General features: G+C 68.5%; 23 protein-coding genes. 10 read left to right on the top strand and 13 right to left on the bottom strand.

Annotated elements, in window-relative coordinates:
* Positions 1 to 43: 43 nt before the first annotated feature.
* The 5 genes from ABTZ59_RS22960 to ABTZ59_RS22940 form a co-directional block, all read right to left on the bottom strand.
* Entirely contained in the window at positions 44 to 898 is an 855-nt protein-coding gene (locus tag ABTZ59_RS22960) for a MerR family transcriptional regulator (RefSeq protein ID WP_351411860.1), read from the bottom strand.
* 351 nt (positions 899 to 1,249) lie between these two features.
* Positions 1,250 to 1,504, bottom strand: a complete 255-nt coding sequence (locus tag ABTZ59_RS22955; protein WP_351411852.1) for a hypothetical protein — start codon at positions 1,502 to 1,504, stop codon at positions 1,250 to 1,252.
* Between the two features lie 169 nt (positions 1,505 to 1,673).
* Positions 1,674 to 2,069, bottom strand: a complete 396-nt coding sequence (locus ABTZ59_RS22950) for a hypothetical protein (RefSeq protein ID WP_351411847.1) — start codon at positions 2,067 to 2,069, stop codon at positions 1,674 to 1,676.
* A gap of 116 nt (positions 2,070 to 2,185) precedes the next feature.
* Positions 2,186 to 3,241: an aldo/keto reductase gene (locus ABTZ59_RS22945; protein WP_351411842.1), complete on the bottom strand. Its 1,056-nt coding sequence runs from the start codon at positions 3,239 to 3,241 to the stop codon at positions 2,186 to 2,188.
* Positions 3,242 to 3,520: 279 nt separating this feature from the next.
* Positions 3,521 to 4,099 carry a TetR/AcrR family transcriptional regulator gene (locus ABTZ59_RS22940; protein WP_351411828.1) on the bottom strand — a complete coding sequence of 193 codons (579 nt, stop codon included), beginning with the start codon at positions 4,097 to 4,099 and terminating at the stop codon, positions 3,521 to 3,523.
* 91 nt (positions 4,100 to 4,190) lie between these two features.
* Here ABTZ59_RS22940 and ABTZ59_RS22935 point away from each other — a divergent pair, with 91 nt between their 5' ends.
* Positions 4,191 to 4,637, top strand: coding sequence for an anthrone oxygenase family protein (locus ABTZ59_RS22935; RefSeq protein WP_351411816.1), 447 nt, complete (start codon positions 4,191 to 4,193; stop codon positions 4,635 to 4,637).
* Positions 4,638 to 4,911: 274 nt separating this feature from the next.
* Here the strand turns inward: ABTZ59_RS22935 and ABTZ59_RS22930 are convergent, their stop codons facing one another.
* The 3 genes from ABTZ59_RS22930 to ABTZ59_RS22920 form a co-directional block, all read right to left on the bottom strand.
* Positions 4,912 to 5,283: a hypothetical protein gene (locus tag ABTZ59_RS22930; RefSeq protein ID WP_351411810.1), complete on the bottom strand. Its 372-nt coding sequence runs from the start codon at positions 5,281 to 5,283 to the stop codon at positions 4,912 to 4,914.
* Between the two features lie 284 nt (positions 5,284 to 5,567).
* Positions 5,568 to 6,848 (bottom strand): right-handed parallel beta-helix repeat-containing protein, encoded by a 1,281-nt coding sequence (locus tag ABTZ59_RS22925; protein WP_351411806.1) that lies wholly within the window; start codon positions 6,846 to 6,848, stop codon positions 5,568 to 5,570.
* A gap of 352 nt (positions 6,849 to 7,200) precedes the next feature.
* Positions 7,201 to 8,478: a hypothetical protein gene (locus ABTZ59_RS22920; protein ID WP_351411799.1), complete on the bottom strand. Its 1,278-nt coding sequence runs from the start codon at positions 8,476 to 8,478 to the stop codon at positions 7,201 to 7,203.
* A gap of 403 nt (positions 8,479 to 8,881) precedes the next feature.
* Between ABTZ59_RS22920 and ABTZ59_RS22915 the strand changes: the two genes are divergently transcribed.
* From ABTZ59_RS22915 to ABTZ59_RS22900, 4 genes are all read left to right on the top strand, one after another.
* Complete coding sequence (locus ABTZ59_RS22915) at positions 8,882 to 9,604, top strand: VOC family protein (protein ID WP_351411790.1); 723 nt, start codon at positions 8,882 to 8,884, stop codon at positions 9,602 to 9,604.
* Between the two features lie 296 nt (positions 9,605 to 9,900).
* Positions 9,901 to 10,419 carry a plasmid transfer protein KilB gene (kilB, locus tag ABTZ59_RS37420; protein WP_503003431.1) on the top strand — a complete coding sequence of 173 codons (519 nt, stop codon included), beginning with the start codon at positions 9,901 to 9,903 and terminating at the stop codon, positions 10,417 to 10,419.
* Positions 10,420 to 11,231: 812 nt separating this feature from the next.
* Positions 11,232 to 11,684 carry an effector-associated constant component EACC1 gene (locus ABTZ59_RS22905; RefSeq protein WP_351411777.1) on the top strand — a complete coding sequence of 151 codons (453 nt, stop codon included), beginning with the start codon at positions 11,232 to 11,234 and terminating at the stop codon, positions 11,682 to 11,684.
* Entirely contained in the window at positions 11,677 to 13,521 is a 1,845-nt protein-coding gene (locus ABTZ59_RS22900; RefSeq protein WP_351411768.1) for a caspase family protein, read from the top strand. Before ABTZ59_RS22905 ends, ABTZ59_RS22900 begins: the two co-directional genes overlap by 8 nt.
* 249 nt (positions 13,522 to 13,770) lie before the next feature.
* Here the strand turns inward: ABTZ59_RS22900 and sigJ are convergent, their stop codons facing one another.
* Positions 13,771 to 14,691, bottom strand: coding sequence for an RNA polymerase sigma factor SigJ (gene sigJ, locus ABTZ59_RS22895; RefSeq protein WP_351411760.1), 921 nt, complete (start codon positions 14,689 to 14,691; stop codon positions 13,771 to 13,773).
* A 100-nt stretch (positions 14,692 to 14,791) separates the two neighbouring features.
* Here sigJ and ABTZ59_RS22890 point away from each other — a divergent pair, with 100 nt between their 5' ends.
* Both ABTZ59_RS22890 and ABTZ59_RS22885 read left to right on the top strand, forming a co-directional pair.
* Positions 14,792 to 15,166 (top strand): hypothetical protein, encoded by a 375-nt coding sequence (locus ABTZ59_RS22890; RefSeq protein WP_351411752.1) that lies wholly within the window; start codon positions 14,792 to 14,794, stop codon positions 15,164 to 15,166.
* Between the two features lie 257 nt (positions 15,167 to 15,423).
* Positions 15,424 to 16,377, top strand: coding sequence for a hypothetical protein (locus ABTZ59_RS22885; protein WP_351411746.1), 954 nt, complete (start codon positions 15,424 to 15,426; stop codon positions 16,375 to 16,377).
* A 170-nt stretch (positions 16,378 to 16,547) separates the two neighbouring features.
* Here the strand turns inward: ABTZ59_RS22885 and ABTZ59_RS22880 are convergent, their stop codons facing one another.
* From ABTZ59_RS22880 to ABTZ59_RS22865, 4 genes are all read right to left on the bottom strand, one after another.
* Complete coding sequence (locus ABTZ59_RS22880; RefSeq protein ID WP_351411740.1) at positions 16,548 to 17,516, bottom strand: threonine ammonia-lyase; 969 nt, start codon at positions 17,514 to 17,516, stop codon at positions 16,548 to 16,550.
* Between the two features lie 121 nt (positions 17,517 to 17,637).
* Positions 17,638 to 18,363, bottom strand: coding sequence for an FAD:protein FMN transferase (locus ABTZ59_RS22875; protein WP_351411733.1), 726 nt, complete (start codon positions 18,361 to 18,363; stop codon positions 17,638 to 17,640).
* Entirely contained in the window at positions 18,364 to 18,801 is a 438-nt protein-coding gene (locus tag ABTZ59_RS22870) for an FMN-binding protein (protein ID WP_351411728.1), read from the bottom strand.
* A gap of 16 nt (positions 18,802 to 18,817) precedes the next feature.
* Complete coding sequence (locus ABTZ59_RS22865; protein WP_503003460.1) at positions 18,818 to 20,104, bottom strand: ferredoxin reductase family protein; 1,287 nt, start codon at positions 20,102 to 20,104, stop codon at positions 18,818 to 18,820.
* A 204-nt stretch (positions 20,105 to 20,308) separates the two neighbouring features.
* On the opposite strand from ABTZ59_RS22865, the gene ABTZ59_RS22860 reads away from it, so the two are divergent.
* From ABTZ59_RS22860 to ABTZ59_RS22850, 3 genes are all read left to right on the top strand, one after another.
* The gene (locus ABTZ59_RS22860; protein ID WP_351411716.1) at positions 20,309 to 21,007 is read left to right on the top strand and encodes a response regulator transcription factor; all 699 of its coding nucleotides are present in this window, start codon (positions 20,309 to 20,311) and stop codon (positions 21,005 to 21,007) included.
* A complete protein-coding gene (locus ABTZ59_RS22855) occupies positions 21,004 to 22,449 on the top strand; it encodes a sensor histidine kinase (RefSeq protein ID WP_351411711.1) in 1,446 nt (481 codons plus the stop codon). Before ABTZ59_RS22860 ends, ABTZ59_RS22855 begins: the two co-directional genes overlap by 4 nt.
* Before the next feature lie 111 nt (positions 22,450 to 22,560).
* On the top strand, positions 22,561 to 23,265 hold the full coding sequence (locus tag ABTZ59_RS22850; protein WP_351411703.1) for a VanZ family protein: 705 nt from the start codon (positions 22,561 to 22,563) through the stop codon (positions 23,263 to 23,265).
* The last annotated feature ends 2 nt before the right edge of the window (positions 23,266 to 23,267 follow it).

The following is a 23,267-nucleotide window of genomic DNA, read 5'->3' as shown; positions in this document are numbered from 1 at the left end:
TCTCGGCTGCTCTTGCCGAGCTCGCCCCGTGCGCCGATGCCCGTCAGCAGGTCCGTGGGTCGTCGTCCTGGGTGGCCGAGTGAAGCAGTTCCATGGCACGTTCCTCGTACCGGACGCGGGCCGGGGAGAGGTCGTACGGCATCTTGCCGATGGCCTCCATCGCGCTCATCCTCGCCTCGCCTTCCTCCTCACCAGCGTGCTCGTCCTCCTGGTCCAGGAGATCGACGACGGCCTCGTCCAGGCCGGATTTGTCGATGGTGGCTTCCAGGGCGGTCTCATGAGCACACCGCTGGGCGGCCAGCTCTTCGATGCGAGGATCGTCGGGCGGCATGGTGTCGTCCAAGTCCGCCTCGGCCTCGGCCAGGCGGTCCTCCTCGGCGCGCAGCTCGGGATGGGTGGCCAGAACGATGAACCTGTTGGCCTGGACGGCGGCCCCCTGGGGGCCGAAGATGCGCTCCGTGATCAGAAGGGTATCGAGATCGGTCGAACGCAGGGCTCCGGGCGGCAGATCGTGCAGGCGGCCACTGACCAGCGGTGAGAGCAGGCCCAGCGGGCTGCCCACCTCGCGCAGGCGGCGCACGGCGGCCAACTGGGCTTCGATTGCGGCCGCCTTGGAGGCGAGGGACTCCTCCAGCCGGGCCAGGGACTGTTCGATGCCGGTGGCGCCCTCAAAGCCGTCCCGGATGTCGTCCAGGGAGATGCCCGCATCAGCCATTCTCCGGATCCACAGCAGGCGGATCATGTCGTCGTATCCATAGCGGCGACGGTCATCACTGCCGCGTTCCGGCTCGGCGAGGAGCCCGATGGCGTGGTAATGGCGGATGGCGCGGGGTGTGATCCCGGCGAACGCGGCGGCATCGCCGATCTTGACCCGGCGGGGAATCGCAGGAAGGGGCATGCGGGGGAACCTCTCAATGTCGTATTCGCCGCCTACTGCACCACATGCCGCTACGGCACATGCAAACCCCGCTGCCGTAGGCACGCGCCCCCAGCTCCTGTCGAAAGGCGGCCATGACCACGACCGTTGACCCCATCGCCGTCATGTACGACCACCTGGCGTTCGGTGGCATCTGCCCACGATCACCGACCTCACCGGCGTGGCTGGTACGTCGGTCGGACTGATCGCCCTGTACCAGTGATCCACACGCACCGCGCCCCTCCAACCGGCCTACGGGCTGGTGGAGGGGCGCTCTTCGACGCGCCGGGTTCGGCGCGGCGGGGCGGCCTCCTCACGTCGGCCGGGGGCGGTTCAGCCCATCGACCAAGTGGCACTCGCGTTGGTGAAGGAGTAGGACCCGTCTTCGTTCTTGGTGGTCCAGAGGTCGGCGCCCCCGATGCCGTCGGCGCCGGCGAAGGCATTCGTCTCCGAGACACCGTCACTGTTCAGGCCGGCGGTGAACTCCCCCTGCCTATAGTCGTCTTCAGCGGCCGCCAGTCCGGCACAGCCCAGCATGAGCGGAACCGTGAGGGCGCCGACCGTAAAGGAACGCTTGAAAGTACGCATGAGGGTCATCTCCAGGGTCCGCGTGGTAGTGGAGACGCCGACCGTCCCCAGGACCACACATGACATGCCAACGCGCACCCAATACAAGCTCCGTCCCGCCGGAGTCCATTGCCCATCCCTCAGCTGGAGCGGTCCTGACCTGCGAGTACGAGCCATCTCCGGTCCAAGGTCAGTCACCCGTACGGATCACTCGCGGGCGGGCGAGGCGCTCCTGGAGTTGAGCGTGGCGGAACTGGTAGACAGGGCCGGTGACGCGCAGAAGGTTGCGGCGGCGTGCGTCCTCCAGAAAAGCGATCAGGCGTACGGGGGTTCCTTCCCGTCCGGAGAGTTGCACCGCGCTGAGGGCCGTGGAGACAGCAACGTTGCCGATGAGTCCGGCGTTGAGGGTAGGCCACAGGCCGGCCAGGAAACCAACCCGGACACCATCGTGAGGGGTGAACACCCATCCCACGAGCAGCCCAACCATCAGTGCGTTGGCGAGACCGCTCAGCAGTCCGAGCAGCAGGCGCAGTCGGCTGTGGTGACGCCACACGTACTGCGGACCAACAGAGGTTGTATCCACCATCAAGCGGGGAACCATGCCTCGCCTCAGCCCGTCGAAGCGATGGCCCGTGCCGTTGGCGAGCCAACTTCCAGCCATGAGCGTTCATGGTTCTGTGGCGGACGCGGAGCGCGGACACGTCACGATGCGGCCCGCTCGTCCGTCGGGCGGCGGCGGAGGCTCGTGTCCGTCAGGGAGGGCGGCTGCCAGGCGCCGTCCGGGTGGTAGAGGTTCCTGCCGGGCGGGACGATCTCATCGATGCGGTCGAGGGTCGAGTCGTCCAGGACCACCGGCGCCCCCTTCAGCAGGGCCTCGCACTGTTCCGCCGTGCGTGGGCCGATGATGACCGAGGTGACGGCGGGATGGGCGAGGGGGAAGGCGACCGCCAGCTCCGGGAGGGTGCGGCCGATGTCCGCGGCCAGTTCGGCGAGTTTGTCGGCGGCCTCCAGCTTGGTGACGTTCTCCGGGAGAGACGGGTCGAAGCGGGCCGGGTTCAAACGCGCCCTGCCGGAGGTGAGGTCGACCCGTTGCCCCGTCCGGTAGCGGCCGCTCAGGAAGCCGGAGGCGAGCGGACTCCACGTCAACACCCCCATGCCGTACCGCCGAGCGGTTGGCAGCACCGATGCCTCCACGCCGCGGGCGAGGATCGAGTACGGGGGCTGCTCCGTACGGAAGCGCTGGAGGCCGCGTCGCTCCGCCACGTGCTGAGCCTCCGCCATCTCCTCGGCGGGGAACGTCGACGACCCGAACGCCCTGATCTTGCCCGCTCGCACCAGGTCGCCGAGGACCCCGAGTGTCTCCTCGATATCCGTGGTGTGGTCCGGGCGGTGCACTTGGTACAGGTCGATCCAGTCGGTGTCGAGTCGCCGCAGGCTCGCCTCCACGGCCTGGGTGATCCAGCGGCGGGAGTTCCCGCTCCGGTTCCTTCCCTCGCCCATCTGGAAGTGGACCTTCGTCGCGAGTACGACCTCGTCCCGCCGGCCGGATGCCCGCAGCGCCTTTCCGACGATGACCTCGCACTCACCGGCCGAGTACATGTCCGCCGTGTCGACGAAGTTGATGCCCGCGTCCATGGCGGCGTGGATGATCCGGGCGCTGTCCTCGTGATCGGGGTTGCCGACCGCGCCGAACATCATCGTGCCCAGGCAGTAGGTGCTCACTTCGATGCCGGTGCGGCCGAGTGTGCGGTAACGCATCGTGGGGTTCCTCGCTGTCGGGCTGTGCTTGGCGCACCGCGGAAGACCGTAGTGCGGCGCATCCTAGGAGTTGGAGTGCGCTCGATGGCAAGACAGGGAGCCCGGTCATGCTTCCGGGTCGCGTGGGGTGTGGTGAGTCCGGGAGGCGTCCCACGCGGATCCGTGACCTTACCGGCGGGAACCAACACGACGTCACCCAGCACCCGCCGTTGCCCAGAGGCGAATGCCATGGGCGGGCGGCCGGGCCACATGGCCCCGGCTGCCCGCCCGGACGGTGCGTCAGATGATGGCGAGCCGGTCCACCAGCAGCTCCACCCTCCGCTCGGCGTCCCCCGGCGGCAGCCGTCCCGCCCGGGTCAAGGTCGCCAGCCCGTGCAGGGCCGCCCAGAACACCTCGGTGAACAGCGCCGGGTGGGCGCCGTCCCCGGCGACCTCGCCGAGGTTCTCCAACAGGGCGGCGAAGGCGTCCTTCAGGGGCTCCGGAGTGTCCTCCCTCGCGAATGCCAGGCCGCCGTCGAGCCGGAACATGGCGTCGTAGACCGCCGGGTTACGTTCGGCGAAGTCGAGGTAGGCGCGGGCGAGGGTGGTGACGCGGGCGCGCGGGCCGTCCACGGCGGAGGCCGCGGCCCGCAGCGCCGCGGCCATCTCGGCGGCGCCTTCCAGGGCGACGGCGCCGATGATCTCGCGCTTGCCGCGAAAGTGGCTGTAGAGGACGGGCTGGCTGTACTCGATGCGCTCGGCGAGGCGGCGGGTGGTGACCGCGTCCCAGCCCTGCTGCTCGGCGAGTTCGCGGGCCGTCGCCACGATGAGACGCTCGCGGCCCGCCCGCTCGCGCTCCTTGCGCTCCTGTACCGACATGATCCGATCCTAGCATCGCTAGACAATCGAGCGACAGTAGAGCTAGCGTTGCCTCGTCACCTAGCGACGCTAGATCCCAGGAGGGGTCATCATGCTCAGCGCACTTGAGGTCTTCACCACCGTGGTCGTCGGCGTGATGGTGGGGGTGGAGTTCTCCGTCGCCTTCTTCGTCAATCCGATCCTCGACGGCCTCCCGGGCGACAACGGCCTGCGCGGCCGCACCCATGGGGCCCGGCTGCTCGGCGCCGTGATGCCGTTCTGGTACATCGGCTCGCTCGTCCTCGCCACGGTCTGGGCCATCGCCGGATGGCACCACCACGGCGCCGGCCTCGTCGTCACCGCCGGCGCGCTGCTGATCCTCAGCGTGGTCATGTCGGTCCTGCTGCTCGTCCCGATCAACAACCGGGCCAAGACGTGGACCGCCGACGGCCTGCCGGCCGACTGGAAGCAGCAGATGAACCGCTGGGACCGCTTCCACTACGTCCGTGTCGCTGTCATCATCGCCGCCTTCGCCCTGCTGGTCGCCGCCCTCGCCTGATGACGTGCTTGGCCGTGGAGTACTCCACGGTGGGTCCGCCGCGGTCGGCGAACACACCGGAGACGTTGACGAGTGCCACCTTGTCGTGGAACCGGGTCATGACCGGGCCTCCGTCTCGGGCGTGGGAACGGGCAGCTCGACCGGGTCCTGGTCGAAGATCTGCGCATCGACTCGGGCGCCGGGTGGATCGCGCCCCAGGACGCGTACGCGCTTGCCGCGGCCCATCACCCGGACCAGCGGTTACGAGACAGCTCCTGGGCAACGACAGTGCCCCTCAGCAGTCGCCGACCCGCGACGCGCCACGAGTGTCCTGTCCCCTGCCCAGCTCGGTTTCCGTGCCCGCTCCCACGCAGATCTCCTTGTCCCACCACAGGATGTTGTCGATCTTGATCTTCTCGCTCTTCGAGATGCAGTTCTTCCAGTAGCGCCAGGTTGTGCCCAGGTGGTTGTGCGAGTGATTTCCACAAGGGTGTTCCTCTTTCACGGCAGGAGCGACGGCCACACCACCTTCCACCGCGGGAGCGGCGGCGGTGACGCCACTCGGTGCGGCGAGGAACAGGGCGAGCGTGGCGGCCGCGAGTCCCAGACCTCGCGAAGTGCGGAATGCCTTCATTTCGCTGTCCTTGCAGATCGTGTGGAACACCATGAGCTATGGCACGACGGCCCACGAGCGATACATGGGCAGCCGTCATGACCATGGCAGCCTTCGCGGCACCACAAGAAGGAAAGAGTGGGCGTCACCCCTCGATCGGGTGAACGTGGTCACCCACATGGCGTCTATGCCGGTTACCGAAGTTCTCCTCTCCGCCCGGCTGATCGCCGACGACGCCGTACTCGTCGCAACGCACGGCGCCCTCGCCAACGCCGGGTTGCCTTCTTCTACGGCTGCCCAGATCGACCACGGCCGAATTCACCTGGCCACGAGTTCGTCTAGGGTGCGCAGACGACGCCCGTGCACTGGGCGGCTTCCGCGTTGCCGCTCGCCAGGTTGGATCCGCCGTCGATGTTGCCCGGGTCGGCGAAGATGCCCCAGCTGTCGTTGTCGCGGGCGGTGTTGCCCTGGATGGTGTGAGTGGCCTTTGAGACGTGGATGCCATCGCCCTGGTTGGCGTTGGTGGTGTTGCGAATCAGTTGGTTGCCCGCCCCGGACGGCGCCTCTCCGTCGACGTAGATGCCCCGGGAACTGTTGCCGTTGGCCTGGTTGAGCTCCAGGTAGTTGTTGACTGAGTGCGACAGACTGATCCCGTCCCCGGTGGTGTCGTTCGCGATGTTCGATCGGATCAGGTTGTTGTCGGAGTAGCTCAACTCGATGCCGCCGGTGTTTCCGCTGACGTCGTTGCCGGTGACCGTGCTGCCGTGGGACGACTGGAGGACGATTCCGCTGTCGCCACTGCCCTGGAACGCGTTGGACAGGATGCGGTTGCCGGTGGAATCGGAGACGGTCAGTCCGGCATCCGCGTTCCGGGCGAACGAATTGCTCTGGACGAGGTTGTCGTTCGAGCCGAGTTGGAGGACGATCGCGCCGTCGCTGCTGTCGCCGAGGGTGTTGGTCAGCAGGGTGTTGCCGCTGGAGCCTTCAAGGACCAGGCCGGTGTCTCCGCTGCCGGTGATCTGATTGCCTTCAAGGCGGTTGTTGACGGAGTTCTGAACGAAGACGCCCTCACCCTGGTTGGTGGTGATCGCGTTGTCCGCGATCACGTTCTCCCTCGACCCGGCGGTTATCGCGACGCCCCTGTGGGCCTGCCGTTCGATGAGGTTGTCGCGTACCCGATTGTTGGTGGCGCTGTCGAGTTCGACGCCGGAGAACTCGTTGCTCTGGATGGTGAGTTCTTCGACGACATTGCCCGACGTGCCGGGGTTGAGCTTTACTCCGTGGTCGAACTCCTGCACCCGGGCGGGAGCGCTGCCGTTGTTGGTGATGGTGACATCACCGAAACCGTCGTTGCGGATCCCGATGCCCAGGCCGACGCCGTCGAGGACGTGTCCGTTGATGTCGATCGTGATGCCGCCGCTGCCGACGATCAGGCCGTCGCCGGGGCAGTCGAGCAGGGCGGCGTCGAGGACGACGCTGGTCGTGACTGTCTGACCGCAGGAGAGTTGCGCGGCAGGCGCGGCGTGCGCGGCCCGTGCGGGCGTCAACAGGGTGATGAGTGCGGTGGCCCCCACCGCTGCGAACCACCCTGAAGACAGGGTCCTGGAAAGGCGGATCATGTCGGGACTCCTTCTGCCACAGCGTTGCCGGCCGGTCTCACGGGCCGGGCTCGGACCCTTGAAGGGTGCGACGAGGCGGACGGCCCGCCTTCCGCTCAGCGTCAAGCGAAAGCATCCCGCAGGAAATGAAAAGGTAAAGGATGTCCTGAAATATGCGAAAGTTGACCGAATCGGTCAGTCGTCGCACGGCTGTCGTGCCCGCTTGCCGAAGGTGTCTTGTCGGCTTCGCCACGGGCAGAAGTCGACTGCTCCACTGGCCCCCAAGGCCGGGCTCGGAGTTGGGACTCGGAGGCCCCGCACGGAACCGGTAGTCGTGGGTTCACGTGCGGGGCCGCTCACGGGGTGTGGGCCGTCAGACTCGGATCAGGGAGTACGTACCCGTACCGTCCTGCCGGCCGCTGGAGTACTGGCGTATGAACTCCCCGTCCGCGTACCGGTCGTGGCCCATCATGGAGCCGGTGTACTTGTTCTGCACACCGATCTTCGAGCTACCGGGTACGTCGCGGTAGATGTAGAACCGCTGGAGGTCGTCCTCCGCACAGGGGGCCGTCATCAGGACCGCCCGTTCGGTGGCCGCGTTCTGCGCGGCGATCGTCGCGCACCCGCCGTTGCCCCAGTTCCACAGGGACGCCTCAAGGACCCCGTTCACCTCCGTCACGTTGCACAGGCGCCAGTTGTCCAGGTGGGCGCTGAAGATCGTCGAGGGCCGCAGCCGGACACCGTCGTCCGCCAAGAGCGGCGCGCCCCAGGACAGGGGCTTGTCGGGTACGGCGATCTTGTAGACGTCGGCCTGGCAGTCGAGAGCGGCCCGCGCGCCGCGCCCGGTGGCCTTGGGCTGTTCGGCGGACGTGCCGCTGGTGAGAGCCGGGCGCTGCACGAGGCGCTCGCGCTTCTGCTTCGCCGTCGGCGCCACCGCACCCGCCGGGTGCTCGGCGTTCACGGCGGCCGAGCCGCAGTCGAGAAGGTCTTGCGCCTTGGCCATGATGCTGCCTGCGGGCACCTTGTCCTCGCAGCGCACCGCGCCTTCTTCGAGGGTGGTGTAGGTGGTGAAGCTGCCGCTGCCGGACCCCTCGATCCACTTCAACGCCCAACTGCCGTCACCCTGCTGGACGCGGTTGCAGTTGAGGCTTCCGTACGTACCTGTGACCTTCTTGGTGCCCTTGTAGACGCCGTAGTAGCCGGGCTGGCTGAAGTTCCACGTGACCGAGTTCGACTCGGTGCTGGTGGAGGAGTAGTCGACCTTTACGCTCAGGCCCAGGCTCGCGCCGACGGTGCCGAGGGTCTCGACGGCGAAACTGCCCTCGACACCGCCGTTGAGACCGACGGAGACCGAGATGGTCGTCTGGGTGCTGGTGGTGATGGTCTGGTTGCCGGTCGCGCCCTCGGTGACGTACCAGCCCTTGAAGTGGGTGATCGTCGGGGACACTTCGGTGGTCTTGATGTACGGGTGGCGTGTGCCGAGGTCGGCCGCCGTACAGGTGTCGCCGGGCTGGGCCGCCGTTGTGTTGGTGGGTGCCGCAGCAGCCGGTGAGGCGACAAGGGTCATGGCAGTGACGGCGCAGGCGGCCGCCGTAGCGGTCACCGCCACGAATGATCTGCCGATGTCGCTGACGGGTTCTATGAGGCGCATTGTTGTGTGTTTCCCCCTGGTCGTGTGTGTCCGGTCGGGGGTGAATGTAGCGGCCACGGGGGTGGTGCCGTGAGGTCGGAAGTGGCCACAAATGACACGGAGGGGCTGATTCTGCCTCGGGCGCAGACCGTTGCCGGGCCGGTTCGATCCCCGGTGAACCCGTACGCCACCGAACATAAGGGACCGTTCAAACGCGCCAGCTTACTGGCGGCTCCGCCGGTCCCGAACGCCGTTCGTAAACGGGCGAGTTCGTTCCTGAACGGGCGAGTTCGTCGGCCCACGGTGTCGGGGGACGCGTCGGTCCGGAAACTCGGATGCGACTGCCGCACGGCCACTCCTAAGCTGCGCTCGCGGGGCGTGCGAGGCGCCGTATCGACCGCCAGTGGATCGGAGACGCGCGGGAATGACCAGTCAACTGTTCGCGATCTGCTTCACCACACCCCAGCCGTCGGCCCTGGCGAGGTTCTGGTCCGGGGTCCTGGGCTGGGAGTCGGCCGACGGACCGGGCGACGACGTCGCGATCCTGCCCCCTGACACCGCCGGATTCCGCATCCGTTTCCTGCCGGGCCAGGAACCGAAGACCGGCCAGAACCGGGCGCACTTCGACCTCACGAGCTCTTCCCCGGAGGATCAGCGGCGGACGGTCGCCAGAGCGCTGCGACTCGGCGGGAAGCACATCGACGTGGGGCAACTCCCGGAAGAGGGGCATGTGGTGCTCGCCGATCCGGACGGCAATGAGTTCTGCGTCATCGAGGCGGACAACACGTTCCTCGCCGACACCGGCTTCATCGGAGCACTGGCCTGCGACGGTACGCAGCGGGTCGGATACTTCTGGAGCGAGGCGCTGCGGTGGCCGCTGGTCTGGGACCAGGACCAGGAGACCGCGATCCAATCGCCGAACGGCGGCACGAAGATCACGTGGGGTGGCCCTCCGGTGGCACCGAAGACGGGCACGAACAGGCTGTATCTCGAACTGACACTCCCCGTCGGTGCGGACCGGGAGGCGGAGATCGCCCGCCTGATCTCACTCGGCGCGACACGCACCGACACCGGCGAGGGCCACGGCGGCCGGGTGAGGATGCTCGACCCCGACGGCAACGAATTCACCGTACAAGAGCCCCGGTAGCAGGGAGTACCACACCATCCGCTTCCAGCCGGTGCCCCACTGCAAGCCTCCGGGGACGCGTCACGCCCGTACCCGAGATCGGCCGACGCGCCTCCCCCGGCGCGACGACCGGAACCAACTGGTCGCCTCCCGCCAACCACCGCTGTCCCATGGACGGCTGTCTCGCCGGGACCGGCCCGTCCACCAGGGCCACACGTGAACAGCGGCACAACACCAAGAGTTCGACCTCAGTGACTGGGAGTCGGATTGGCCGAAGGGGGCAGACGAGTTGAGTGTGCGTGTGATTCGCTGAGCGCATGGAAGTCGTTGCCACAAGCGTTATAGCCGTGCTCGGTACACTCCTCGGTTCGGGAGCGACCTATCTGTTTCAGCGACGCACGGTTCTTCGGACAGAGGAGTTCACGCGGAATGAACGGCTCAGGCAGGAGCGGATCGATGCCTACTGTTCCTTCGGTGGTGCGCTGGCGAACTATCGACGGGGCCAAATGGACCACTGGTTCTCTCGGCACGATGACCGAGTGGCAGACGCGTCGGACGTCCATGAACTGCGCCGGGAGGCACAGAGGTTGCGGGCCGTGGCCATGGAGGCGATGTTCCGTGCCGAGCTTCTGACGAACTCGTCGGCCCTGCACGCAGTCGGGCGGCAGGCATTCAAGGCGGCCGACCGGATCTCGAACGCGGAGTCCCGCTCCGAACTGGATCAGGTACGCGAGGTATCACGGACGTTGATCTATGACTTCATGGCCGCGTCACGCGCGTACGTTCCGGGGCTCTCCGAAGCCCCGTCGCCTGTCATCGGCGGACGCGGCAGCTGAGGTCCCGTCGGCGCCGGAATCATCACCTCTCGACCCTCAGCGTGCTCAGGGTCTCCCGTGTGCTGACTGTGTCCGGATGCTTGTCGCCCAGTACGTCCACCCGCATCCGAAGGTGAAGAACCCGAACTTGAACAGCCCTGTCGCTCACCGAGGTACTCTGAGCCGCCTGCCAACGGCCGTTCGGGAGGTCAGGGGCAGAACCACCTGCTCGGCCCGCTCGTTCCCCGCTACGCTCTCCCCATCGGACCCATCGGACCCATCGGCTTCGGGCCGGTCGGCCCCGGTGGTGAAGGTGGAGCCGGGGGCGGTCGGGTAGCGCCAGGCGTGGTCGCCCGGGGCGAGGCCGGAGGTACGCACGGCCTGATCCTCAGTGCTGGACACATCCTGCGCGCCGCCGCGAGTGCCGCGCGCATCGCCGAACTGAGCGCAGGGGACGACCCTGCGGTCGGAAAGGCGCAGATCGAACAGGCTCGACAACGTGCCACGCCGGTATTGGTCGCTGTTCTTTCGCGTTGACCTCTGGCGCCGACCGGCAAGAATCGCGTCGCGCGACTGATGAGTACCCTGGACACTTCCCTGCGTGCCTCCGACTGAGAGACCGCGAGACCGGCTGTCGGCCCACGGATTCACACTGCGGTACTCGCTCCCGGGTACGGCGAGCGTTCCGTTGCGGTTCGGTTGATGACCCTGGTGGCGCCAGGCCGACAGAGAAGGTGGACCCACCTCCAGTCACGCCAAGTTGCTTACAGAACAGCCTTTTTGTAGTAGAAAGAAGGATTCAGGGGCGAAGGTGCGTACGGAGGGGTGGTTACGTGCTGGAGGTACGGTTTGAGGCCCGCAGCCTGCGTTTCGACTCGGACGACGACCGGTGGGCATCACAACTTGAGCTGCTCCACAAGGAGATCGAAGAGGCAGCGGGCTCTGTGAGGCATCGGCCGCCTCGGGATGCCCCGCCGACCCCAGGCGTCAAGGGGGCGGTCTCCGAGGTGCTTGTCGCGCTCGCGCCTGTGGCCATCCCAAGCGTTGCGGCTGTGCTCACGATGTGGCTCAAGAGGGACCGAGGGCGGAGCGTGCGCCTCACCTGGACCGTGGACGGCCGAAGCGGCGAGTTCACCGCGTCCGGTGACGCTCTCGACACCATCACGCTCCGCACAGCGCTGGAGCATGGGCTGAGGGCGGCGGCCGACAACGCGGCGACGGCCGACGACAACGATCCAGGGGGGCGGGCCGAGATCGGCGACCAGGACGGTACACAGGGTGCCTGAGGACGAGCGGGTTTACCGTGCGCTCCTGATCGGCAACTCCGAGTATCCCGATGACCCGGTTCAACTACGGTCACTCTTGGGCCCGCCCGAGGATCTGCGCTTGATGCGGGCCGCACTGACGGATCCCACCTACGGCCTGCACTTGCCTGGAAACGTCGAGGCGCTGCCGGAACAACCCACGCTCCGCATCAAGGAACGGCTGGCGACATTCTTCGACGACGCCCTGCGCCACGAGCAGTTGCTCATCTATTACAGCGGGCACGGATTGCTCGACGCGCGGAACAGACTCCACTTGTGCGGACGAGACACGACAGTTGAGCAATTGCGCACCCACTCTGTCTCACTCAGCTTCATCAACGAGCTGATCGACGATTGCGCGTCCCGGTCGATTGTCGTCATCCTGGACTGTTGCTTCAGTGGAATCGCGGCCGCCAAGGGAATAGACCCGGCGGCTCAACTGGCGGGCCACGGCCGATTCGTCATGACGAGCTCCAGCCGCATCGGTACCGCGGCCGACGCACGCACCCAGGGTGAGGCGAGTCCATTCACCCGCCACTTGGTGACCGGCCTTGAATCCGGCGCCGATGGCCACGACGGCTATGTATCGATGGTCGATCTGTACCGGTACGTGCATGACCAGCTCCGCGGCTCCGGCCAGACCCCGCACATCAAGGCGGAAGCGGCCGTCGGTGCCATTCCGCTCGCCCGCCGGCCGCCGCAGAACAAGGCGGAGCGGGCAGGCTCGGCGGCCGAGCCACCTGAGATCCCCGTCAACCGACTCGGCTTGCGCCCCACCTTCACGGACACCGCGGGAAATCGGGCACTGCTCGCCACCGACACGGACTTCACCGGGGTGTTGCACGTCAGCTTGCCCCAACACCGCATGGTACTGAGCACCCATTGTGATCAGCTGGCCGCGGCCGCGGAAGGCAAGCCGGTCACTGCCCAGTTGTTCAAGCGGGGACGGGTGCACATCGGGGATCTGCGTGCGGAAGTGACCGGCAGACATGCGGCGGATCTTGATGCCAGGTCCATCGGTGGGTCCGTGTCATTCGTCCTGCCGGACGGTGCCGGGGCGGTCGACTGGACGGCTTCTCAGGTGCGCTCTTTCACACAGGCCAGGGCTGAAGGGCGGTGGCCAGGTTCACCGTTGGCGCCGTTACCCGCCGCGAGAGCTGCCGAGTTCTACGAGCGCGACCATGGCTATCAGCACTTGGCGAGTGGGCTTTGGGGAGCTGTGTGGTCGGGGGCGATTTCCGCCGTCCTCTTCGCCGCGACGGCGATCCTCTTCAATCTGATGCCGGACGGAGGCTTCGATGAGCTGGGCGGTGTGCTGGGCACGGGCGCCATTGTCCTGGGCCTGGTCTTCGTAGTGCTGTGCCTACTGGCCCTGGTGAGCGTCGCGCAGCGATTGAGGGACGCCTGGGTGTTCCTGCGGCTCCGTAGCCTGCTGAGGTCGTCCGCGCAGGCGTCCAGGACGATGGTGATGCTCGCCTGGTCGGAAACCGAGCACGTCCCCACTGGCAACTATGTGAGCATGGCCGAGGCCAAGAAGCCATGGGCGAATCTATGGGAGACGGATACGGCGATCGCGGGCCTCGGCGACGTGGCGGAGAAGAGCGTGGACGATGTGACCGCGGCTCAGAAACGCAAGGTTGCGGTGCCACTTCAATGGATGCACGCGGAGGACATCCGAACGCGGATGTTCCCGGAAGAGGGGCCTCCCCGCGCGCCTGCCATGGAACACGTCGAGGTTGTGGGGATCCCGGAGCCCGGCGAGTGGCTGGTGATCCGGACCGCAACCGGTGTGTTGTGGCCGCGTGGCAGAGCGCGCTGAACCTCAGGGCGTCGCAGACGGGCAGCGCGCGTTCCGGACAGGGCGAGTCCCCGAGCGAGGTCCACGTCGGGCGAGCCGACCAGCCACGGAGAGGCGGGTCGGGCACGGTGACGCAGCGGCGTTGCCGTTGCGGGAGCGGTGCCGCGGAAGCCGCGAACGGCAACTACGGAGGCGGACTCCACCTCGACGGCTCAATCATGTGGCGCAAGATCGTCACCTCGACCCCGTGATCCGAACCCCAAATGCCGCCTAGGGAATATCGCGCCCCCACGGACGCAGCTTCTCCGGGTTACGGACCGCCCAGATCCGGGTGACGCGCCCGTCGGAGACGTCGAACGACGCCACGGTCATGACGGCGCCGGCACGAAGGGCCACCAGGCCGGGCGCACCGTTGACCGACCGCTCCAGGAGTTCGAGCCCCGACGCCTTGTCGGCAATGGCGACCATGTACCCGGCGACGCGCGCGCCGCCCTCGACCGGGCGCAGGACGGTACCGACCATCCCGCCGCCGTCGGCGGTCATCACGGCGGCCGGGTCGAGGAGACCGACAAGGGCCGCGATGTCCTTGGTCTCCCATGCCGCTTTGACATGCCGCACCACATCGGCCCGGTCGGCCGCCGTCGCCGGTGCGCGCGCCGCGCCCACCCGCCGTCGGGCGGAGGACGCCAGTTGCTTGCAGGCCGCGGGGGTGCGGCCGAGAACGCCGGCGATCTCGGCGAACGGATACCGGAAGACGTCGTGCAGGACGAACGCCACCCGCTCGGCGGGCGTCATCGACTCCAGGACGACGAGGAAGGCCATGGTCACCGACTCGTCCAGGACGATCTGGTCAGCGGGGTCCACAGCGCCGGTGGGGTCGGCGCCGCTCGTGTGTTCCCACTCGGTGCGGTCGGGCAGTGGCTCGGGCAGCCATGCGCCGACATAGCGTTCACGGCGGGCCCGCGCCGATCCGAGCAGGTCCAGGCAGATGCGGCCGGTCACCGTCGTCAGCCAGGCTCCGGGAGACAGGATCTCCTCCCGGCGGCTCCGTGGCAGCGCGTACCAACGTGTGTAGGCATCCTGTACGGCGTCCTCGGCCTCGGTCACCGAACCGAGCAACCGGTAAGCCACATTGAGCAGTTGGCGTTGCTCACCGGCTATGCCATCCGCGCCGGCGCCGACAGTGCCCATGATTCCGGCCGCCCCTCGCCTTACCTTTCGCAGGCCCGCGTCGTCGGGCTGATGAGACCTTATCGATCTACTGCCCGAGGGCGGACAAGGGGATTGTGACATGGCCACTCAGGAGACAGCGACGGCGAGCGCACAGCGCGGCTCCTCGTTCCTGCGGATCGCGATCGCCCTGCAGACCCTGACCATCTTCCTTCAGGCGGTCTCCGCCGGACTGCTGCTGGCCTCGTCCTACGGAGAGACGCTGCACAGTGCCGGAGCCCGTGTGATGTACGGGGCGTCCATGCTGTATGTGCTCGCGGCGGTGCTGGCGTGGAAGCCGGGCGGCGGCTCGCCCCGCCCGGTCCTGCACGCGGCGGGTTTTCTCGTACTCGCCTCGGTCCAGGTCGTGCTCGGCATCGCACATGTCCCGTCGGTCCATGTCCCCCTGGGTGTCCTGATGTTCGGTCTGAGTGTGCTGGCACTGGCCCGGCGCTGAGGTCCGACACGGGGCCCGCCGACACGGGGCCCGCCGGGGTCGGCTCGGCCGCTTACGGCGAGGCATCCGGTCGTCGGTGCCGCCCGCCTCACCACGTAACCCACCTGGACTGAGGGAAACTTGCGCAGGCTCCGAAGCCTCTGGATGAACAATCGCGTCCCGCCGTTGAACATTCACTGACCAGGCTTTTCGTCGGGCCCGCCGGTCCCGACCATGGGAAGTCGTCAATCTCCACGACCTCCTGAGGAAGGACCGCCGTGCCCCGTCTGAGACCCGTTCTGGCCACCCTGCTGGCCGCGTTCGTGGGGAGCGCCTCGCTGCTCCTCGCCCCGCCCGCACAGGCCGCCCCCAGCGACGCCGACCTGGCCTACCGCTGGGCTCCCGTGCACTACCAGGACAGTTCGGCGAACTACTACACCGCCGACTACCTGGCGCCGGTGAACTACGACGGCGACTGGAACACCCTCAACAACTGGGACAACCTCGACGCCAACACGACCCGGCTGACCGGCACCGTGTACTACTCGGTGGCGGAGACCGCGACGCACTGGTACCTCACGTACGCGTTCTACCACCCCCGGGACTGGAAGGACTACCCGCTGAACCTCTTCTCGCACGAGAACGACATGGAGGGGCAGGTGGAGGTCGTCCGCAAGGACGGCAGTCAGTACGGCACCCTCCAGGCCGTCGTGACACTCGCGCACGACAACTTCTACTCGTACACCCCGCCCGGCAGCCCCTTCACCAGCGGCCGCGAGAGCGTCGACGGCTCCGTGATCATGCAGAACCACGACGGTGCGGCGCACCCGACGAGCTTCCAGGAGGCGCGCGGTCACGGTGCCTACGCCTGGAACGGCGGCGAGTTCCCCGGCGGCGACGGAATCGTCTACAAGCCGAGCCGCACCGGGGGCTCGGTCCCGACGGGCGGCAACGACCGCGACGCGCGGTACGGGCTGGTCGACCTGACCGCCTCCGACAGCCTCTGGGGCCGTCGCCACAACACGGAGACATACGCCTCGTGGGGCGTGTTCCGGGGCGACAACGGCAAGGACAACTCGGCGCGCGCTCCGTGGGCCTGGGACGACATGAACGACGGCAGTGACCTCCAGGCGGGCGCGCTGGTGACGGACCCCGCGTACCTGGTCTCCAAGTACTTCGGCAACACGGGCGATCTGAGCCTGACGTACCTGCGCAACCCTTACCGCGGCTGATCCTCGGCGAGGCGGCCGGCGGGCGACCGCCAGGTACAACGAAGGGCGACGGGACGCGAATCCGTCCCGTCGCCCGTCGACATCCCCCCCTGATGTCCCGCGCCGTCCTCCGCCGTCCGGCGGTCCGTCGCCCGCCATCACATCGCGGCTTGGGCGAGCGACCATCAGGGCTAGGGCGCCGCACCGAGCCAGCGGTGATAGGCGTCCATGTCGACGTTGCTGCCGCACACGATGGTGACGACATGTCGGCCGGCGAAGCGGTCACGGTCTTCGAGGATCGCCGCGATGCCGAGCGCGGCCGATGGTTCGACGACGAGGCCGGCGTGGTCGCGGAGCAATCGCATACCGGCGACGATGGATGCTTCCCGCACCAGGACGGCGTCGTCAGCGACCAGGAGGAGGTCGTCCAGGACGGCCGGGATGGGACGCCGGCCGGCGACGCCGTCAGCGATGGTGTCGGTCGAGTCGGTGGTGACGACGCGCCGCTCGCGCCACGAGCGTGTCATCGCCGGTGCGCCCAGCGGCTGGACACAGACCACCTCGACATCGGGTGCCGATGTCTTCAGTACATGCCCCACGCCGGTGGCCAGCGCCCCACCGCCGAGGGCGATCAGGACGGTGTCGAACGACGGTGCGGCGCCGACGAGTTCCAGGCCGATGGTCGCCGCGCCCTCGCAGGTCTCGATGTCCAGGCTGTCTTCGAGCAGCCGGACACGGTCGTGGCGCGCGACGTCCGCGGCCCGTTCGCGGGCCATCTCATGGTCGCCGTCCACCAGTTCCAGTCCGGCACCCAACGCGCGGATGCGGTCGAGCTTGACGGCGGGCGCGGAGCGGGATGCCACGACGGTCACCTCAAGCCCCCGGCCGCGACCGGACCAGGCGAGTGCCTGGCCAAGGTTGCCCGCGCTGGCGCACACCACGTCCCGCGAACCACTGTCGGCGAGCAGGCTCGCGACCATCTCGGTACCGCGAGCCTTGAAGCTGCGCACGGGGTTCGCCGTTTCGAGCTTGATGCTCACCGCGCACCCGAGGTCGGGCTCCAGCGCCTCGCAGCGGTACAGCGGTGTGTCGAGGAACACCGGGTCGATCAACCGGCGGGCAGCCCGGATCCGAGCGGTGTCAAGACGCGTCTCCAGCACGGCCGACAGCCTAGCGCGAGGGGCAGCACCCGGCGATGAGCGGGGTACGCCCGCCGGGCACGCGCGGTCGAGCCCAGCCACGTCCTCGTCGCACCGGGTGTCCGGCACACCGCGCACCGGGTCACCCGGCGACCGGGAACCCCGCCGTACGGAAGACCCGCCGCCCCTCGTCCACCGCGAACACCTCGCAGCCGTTCCTCGACGCCGCCCATTCGACGCCCTCCACGCCCATCGCGAACGCCGCCGTGGCGGTGGCGTCCGCCTCGGTCAGTGACGCGGCCACGACGGTCAGGCTGAGCAGACCGGTGGCCGGCCGGCCGGTGCGGCCGTCGAGGATGTGGTCGCCGCGCTCGTACCGGGCGGAGGTCGCCACCGCGCCTTCCGCGATCTCCAGTACCGCGCACAGCCGGTCCGCGCGTTCGGGGTGGCGCACGCCGACGCGCCAGGGGCCACCGGCCGCGACGACATCACCGCCCGCGTTCACGCAGAACCTGGTGGCCCCGGCGGCCGACAGCAGTTCCGCCGCCTTCTGCACCGACCAGCCCTTCACCACGGCGCAGGGGTCGAGGCCGCGCCCGGGCAGGCGGACGTCGAAGGCGCCGCGAGTCGCCACCTGGTAGTGCTCGCACAGGGCCAGGATCTCCGACAGCTCCGGGCTGAGCTCGTCGGCCGGCGTCTCTCCCCGGTCCAGCCGGGACACTTCGCTGTCGGACCTGAACGGACTGAATCTCAGGTCGACTTGGCGCAGCCACCCGAACACCCCGGCCACGGCGGCCCCCGGGTCGGCGGCCCCGGCGTCGACCCGCACCGAGACGGGGAAGCCCATGACGTGCTCAACTCGTCGCACTCAGGCGCCCTTCGCGTCGATCGCGGCCTGAAGCGACTCCCGGTATCCGTCGCTGGTGATCGTGGCACCGGAGACCGTGTCGATGTCGGCGCTCTGCGCGGCGAGCGTGTCCTCGATCAGTCGCGGTACGGCGGCCGTGGTCTGCGGGTGGTCGGGCTGCCGAAGCAGGCGTACGGTGCTGATCTCGTCGCCCTCGAAGGTCACCTCGACCTGCACGGGGCCCTTCTCGGTGTGGACGGTGGACCCCTGAACGGTCTTCGCCGGGGTGCCGCCGGGCGAGGGCTCCGAACCGGGCGAGGAGGCCGACGGGCGCGGCAGCGCGGGCGGCGGCGAGGGGGCGGCCTCGACGGATGTCGTCGTACCGAGAGACGGTTCGTAGCGCCACAGCGGTATCAGCGCGGCGGCGGTGAGCGCCAGGACGGGCAGTGCTCGCTTCATCGTGTTCGTTCCCCCTCTATCCGGCCAGGCTGAAGCGCTCGGCGTGGATCTGTGGTTTGGGCACGCCCAGTTGTCGCAGGGTGCGCAGCACCGCGGTGGTCATGCCGGGCGGTCCGCAGACGTAGACGTCTCGCTCGGTGATGTCGGGTACGAGGCGCCCGAGCTCGTGCGGGGCCAGTGTGTCCGGGGTGGACGGTCCGGTGATCAGATGCAGCTGGGCGCCCTTGGCGTGGGCCAGTTCGGTCAACTCGTCGTAGAGGACGGCGTCCTGGTCGGTGGCCACCCGGTAGATGAGCACGGCGTGGCCGTGGAGTTCTTCGAGGAGCGCGCGGACAGGGGTGATACCGACGCCTCCGGCGATGAGCAGGGTGTCCTGGCGGGTACGGTGCATCGCGGTGAAGGCGCCGTACGGGCCCTCCGCGAACACCCTGGTACCCACCTTGAGTTGGCGTAGCGCCGCCGTGCCGTCGCCCGCGGTCTTGGCGGTGAGCCTGAGCCGGTCGCCGTCGGGGGCCGCCGAGAGCGAGAAGGGGTTCGCCTGCCACCAGCGGTCCCTGGTCAGAAACCGCCAGAGGAAGAACTGGCCGGCGCGGGCGGGCAGCCGGTCCAGGTCACGGCCGGAGACGTAGACCGACACGACATGGTCGGACTCGGGCACGACGGCCGTCACCCGCAGCCGGTGGCGCAGATTGCGGCGGAGCGGAAGCACCACACGGCCGAAGAGGACCGAGGCGAGGGCGGCGCCCCACAGCGTGTACCAGTACGCCGTGGCGATGGGCGACGCGGTGAACGTCGAGCCCGCCGCGACCTGGTGGGTGAAGGCCAGCACCACCGCGAGGTAGGTGTAGAGGTGGATGAAGTGCCATGTCTCGTACGCCAGTCGGCGCCGCGCCCACCGGGCCGAGACGGCGCCGACCACGATGATCAGGGCCAGCGCGACAATGGCGCGCAGCACGCCTTCGACGGTCTCCGCGAGATCGACGAGCTGGTCGACCGGGCCCATCGACGATCCCTGGGCGTAGCCGAAGACGATGAACACACCGTGCGCGAGCAGCATCCACAGGAGGCCGAAGCCGACCCAGCGGTGCCAGGAGGTCAGCCGGTCCATGCCGATACGGCGGTCGAAGAACGGCAGCCGGGCGACGAGCAGCAGTTGGAGGGCCATGAGCAGGGCGGCGTAGAGCCCGGTCAGGCGCCCCATCAGGATGAGTGCGTTCGAGGCGAACCCGGCCTGGAGGAAGAACACGCCCACCACAGCCACGTTCGCCGCGAGCAGGACGTACAGCCCGGCGCGGGCCACCACTTGGGGGCGGACCGCCGTTGGGGTTGGCTGGACACGTTGAAGGGTCGTCACGGACCGCAACTCCTTGATCGGCGCCTGGGTACTCCGAGCCTGCCTGCCTGGAGCTGTCGTTTTCCTGTCGCTGAACTTTCAGGTGCTTATCGATATGGCCCCGGGCCCGGCCGCCCGTATGGCGTCGACAGGCACGTACAGCACTATGGACGAGTGGAAAAAGTGCGCCTTCTCGTCGTCGACGACGACCCGCCCATCGCCGACCTCGTGGCGACGGTCGCCCACTACGAGGGCTGGGAGGCGGTCACCGCGCACTCCGGCGAGGAGGCGTTGCACCGGGCGGCGGAGTTCCAGCCGGACATCGTGGTGCTCGACCTGATGCTCCCCGGCCTGGACGGCTTCGCCGTGCTGGACCGGCTCCGGGCGTCGGGGACGATGGTGCCGGTGGTGTTCCTCACGGCGCGTGACGGCGTCTCCGACCGGGTCGCGGGCCTCACCCGGGGCGGCGACGACTACCTGGTCAAGCCGTTCGCGGTGGAGGAGCTGATGGCCCGGCTGCGGACCGTGCTGCGCCGCAGCGCCGGGCCGGGGTTTCAGCGCTCCGTGCTGCGGGTGGCGGATCTGACGATGAACGAGGACACCCGCGAGGTGCGCCGCGGTGACCGGCTCCGCACGCTCACCCCCACCGAGTACGAGGTTCTGCGCTATCTGATGCGCAAGTCGCCGACCGTACTGACCAAGGCGCAGATCCTCGATCATGTGTGGGAGTACGGTTTCGGGGGCCGTTCCAACGTCGTGGAACTGGTCATCAGCCGGCTGCGCCGCAAGCTCGACGAGCCGGACGACGGCGGTGGACCGCTGATCCACACCGTGCGGGGCGTCGGCTATGTGGTGCGGCGGGTCGCCGAGTGATCCGCCGTTTCGCGCGCGGGTACCGCGGGCTGCGCCTGGGCACCCGGCTCGCGCTGGGCCTTGGCGCGCTCGCGCTGATCGTGTTCGCCATCGTCGGCACCGCGTTGTCGACGTATATGCGGGACTATCTGGAGCACCAGCTCAACAACCAGATGGAGCTGGTCCAGGGCACCCAGGCCCAGGACGCCCAGGCCCATGGAACGGTGGAGCGACAGCCCTATTACCGCTGGTACACCGCGGTGTTCGACGTGTCGGGCGACCGGGCCGTGCTGCGCAGGCCCAGTGACGTACCGACCGACGCCGGAAAGCTCTCCGCCGTCGCCGAAGTACAGCGCGACTCAGGGGAGAAGGAAGTCTTCCGCACCGCGCACATCGAGGGACAGGGCGCGTACCGGCTGCGTGCGTGTGAGGTCAGCCCCGGGGTGGTCCTGGTCACCGCGGCCCCCCTGGAGGACATCGAGAAGACCATGGACCAGCTGATCACGGTCCAGATCATCGGTTTCTCGCTCGCCCTGGTGGGACTTGTGGTGCTGGGCCGTTCGCTGCTGCGGCGCGGACTCAAACCGCTCAGCGACATGGCGCGCACCGCCCATGACATCACCTCACACGATTTCACCGAGTCGGCACGGCTGCCGGTGCGTGTCGATTCCGACGACGGCGGCCCGGAAGTCGGGGAGTTGCGCACCGCGTTCAACACCATGCTGGAACACATCGACGACTCGCTCGCCGTGCGCACCGAGGCCGAACGGCGCTTGCGCCGGTTCGTCGCGGACGCGTCGCACGAGCTGCGTACACCACTGATGTCGGTACGCGGCTACGCCGACCTGTTCCAGTACGCCGCCGCCAACGAACCCGCCGAACGGGACAGGCACCTGACACGCCTGCGCGCCGAGGCGGCCAGGATGGGTCTCCTCCTCGACGATCTGCTGCTGCTCGCCCGCCTGGACGCCGCCGACGCGCAGACTCCGCTGCGCCTTGAGGAGACGGACCTGGCGGAGCTCCTGAACCAGGCGGCGGACGCCTTCCGCACCATCCGGTCGGAGCATCCGCTGTCCGTGAAGGGCGACGGCGAACCGGTGCGCATGCGTCTCGATCCCCTCCGTATGCGACAGGTCCTGGACAATCTGCTGACCAACGCGGCCGTGCACACCCCTGCCCGTACGCGGGTGTCGCTGGAGTTGTCCGTCGGTCCGGACGCCGCGGTGGTCCGGGTCGCCGACTCCGGTCCCGGAATCCCGGCCGCGGACCAGGAGCGGGTCTTCGACCGCTTCTACCGCGTGGACAAGGCCCGCACCCGCGACCGCGGCGGCAGCGGACTGGGACTCGCGGTCGCGCGGTCACTGATAGCGGCTCACCACGGCACCACCGAGCTTGTCAGCCGCCCGGGTTCGACGGTCTTCACCCTACGGATCCCCCGCGAGTCTTCCCGGACCGCTCCCTGACCCGTCTCGTCCCGCGGCGGTGTGACCCCCGGCGCCGCGGGGGCCGCTGTATCGCCGGCGTATCGGAAATCGCATACGGCACAGCAACGGCCCTCCCTCTCCAATGGACGCATGAACCACAACGCATCCCTGTCGGCACCGCCCCGCCGCACGCGCAGGATCGTGATTCTCGGTCTGGCGATCCTCGGCTTGGCGAGCGCCCTGTTCGTCATGCGGCGGCCACTGATGATGTCCGCACCGATGTGCATGGCCGGGCGGTGGCACGGCTGCTTCGATACGTTCAACGGTGTGGTGCTCATGACGTTGGTCACACTGCCGTTGGCCGCGCTGGTGGTGTGGGCCCTGGCGCACCGTCGGCGTGCCGCCGGTGTCACATCGGCGTGGCGGATGTCGCTGGCCGAGGTGGGCATGGTCCACGGGACGGTGCCGTTCAGCTGGCTGACCATGATGCCGGGCGCCGGAGCCGGCACCGTGCCCGGCCGGGTGAGCCTGGTGCCGCTGCGGGACCTGGTCACGATGGGGCCGGGCGGGATCGTCGGCAATCTGCTGATCCTCGCGGCGCTGGGGTTCTTCGCCCCGATGCGGTTCGCGGCGCTGGCGTCCGTGCCGCGGATCCTGGCGCTCGGGGCGGGCTGCTCGATCCTCATCGAGACCGCGCAGTACGTCCTGCGGCTGGACCGGGTGTCGTCCGTGGACGACGTACTGGTCAACACCGTCGGCGCCGTGCTGGCCGCGCTGGCGTCGCGCCGCTGGTGGCGCACCACGGCGGAAGCACCGTCGGACCGGCCTCGCGCCGCGCTCGCGCCGACGGGCTGACT

The organism is Streptomyces sp. NPDC094034, from assembly GCF_040303865.1.
GTDB lineage: Bacteria > Actinomycetota > Actinomycetes > Streptomycetales > Streptomycetaceae > Streptomyces.
This window is presented reverse-complemented; position numbering and strand designations above follow the sequence as displayed.